Genomic DNA, 1,442 nt, shown 5'->3' on the forward strand with positions numbered 1-1,442 from the left:
TGATCCTGTGGTGATTGTCGGGATGGCGTGCCGTTATCCGGGTGGGGTGGGTTCTCCGGAGGATCTGTGGTCGTTGGTGGTGGAGGGCAGGGAGGGGATTACCGGGTTTCCGGAGTCGCGTGGCTGGGATGTGGAGGGGTTGTATCACGCGGATCCGGATCATCCGGGGACGACGTATGCGCGTGGTGGGGGGTTCCTGCACGATGCGGGTGAGTTCGATGCGGGGTTCTTCGGGATCTCGCCCCGTGAGGCGACGGCGATGGATCCGCAGCAGCGGTTGTTGCTGGAGGTGGCCTGGGAGGCCTTCGAGCGTGCGGGTATCGACGCGGACTCCCTGCGCGGCAGCCGGACCGGCGTGGTACCACGCCCGGGGTCCTGTCCGGGCGGATCGCGTACCAGTTCGGCTTCGAGGGACCCGCGACAACGGTCGACACGGCCTGCTCGTCGTCGCTGGTGGCCCTGCACCTGGCGGCACAGGCGCTGAGGGCGGGCGAGTGCTCGCTCGCGCTGGCCGGCGGTGTCGCGGTCATGGGCACCCCGATGATCCTCACGGAGTTCGCGCGGCAGCGTGGCTTGTCACCGGACGGCCGGTGCCGGTCGTTCGGCGAGGGCGCGGACGGCACCGGGTGGTCCGAGGGCGTGGGCCTGGTCGTGCTGGAACGGCTGTCCGACGCGCGGCGCAACGGGCACCGGGTACTCGCGCTGCTGGCGGGTTCGGCCGTGAACCAGGACGGGGCATCGAACGGACTGACGGCCCCGAACGGCCCCTCGCAGCAGCGGGTGATCCGGCAGGCGCTGGCCAACGCGGGGCTGACGGCCGCCGACGTCGACGTGGTGGAAGGGCACGGCACGGGGACGCGGCTCGGGGACCCGATCGAAGCACAGGCGCTGCTGGCCACCTACGGGCGGGAGCACACCGACGACTCACCCCTGTGGCTCGGATCGGTGAAAGCGAACATCGGACACCCGCAGGCCGCGGCAGGCGTCGCCGGGGTCATCAAAATGGTGATGGCGCTGCAGCACCGGTCCCTGCCCGGGACCCTGTTCGCCGACGCCCCCTCGACCGAGGTGGACTGGTCCTCCGGCGGCGTGGCGCTGCTGACCCGGACACGGGAATGGCCGGACACCGGCCGGCCCCGGCGAGCCGGAGTGTCCTCGTTCGGCATCAGCGGGACGAACGCGCACGTCATTCTGCAGCAACCGTCGGACGAACCTGCAAAGGCCGACCGGAGGCCGGAGCCGACGGACACGCGTGAACTGCCGGTGTTGCCGTTTGTGTTGTCGGGGCGTGGGTCTGGGGCGTTGTGTGGTCAGGCTGCTCGGTTGCGGTCGTTCGTGGCGGGGCGGCCGGGTGTGGTGTTGGCGGATGTTGCGTATTCGTTGGCGGTTGGTCGTGCTGTGCATGGGGATCGGGCGGTGGTGGTTGCGTCGGGGCGGGAGGA

At 70.5% G+C, this 1,442-nt stretch carries 1 protein-coding gene and 1 pseudogene; both read left to right on the plus strand.

Going from position 1 to position 1,442, the window contains the following annotated elements; translation table 11 throughout:
- Nucleotides 1-22: 22 nt before the first annotated feature.
- Nucleotides 23-984: pseudogene (locus IG94_RS39420) on the plus strand (beta-ketoacyl synthase N-terminal-like domain-containing protein); the annotation flags it as partial.
- Nucleotides 985-1,008: 24 nt separating this feature from the next.
- Nucleotides 1,009-1,442, plus strand: a 434-nt coding sequence (locus tag IG94_RS43985; protein ID WP_282916629.1) for a ketoacyl-synthetase C-terminal extension domain-containing protein, incomplete at its 3' end; no start/stop codon positions are given.

The sequence above is a fragment of the Streptomyces olivaceus genome (assembly GCF_000721235.1).
Classification (GTDB): Bacteria; Actinomycetota; Actinomycetes; order Streptomycetales; family Streptomycetaceae; genus Streptomyces; species Streptomyces olivaceus.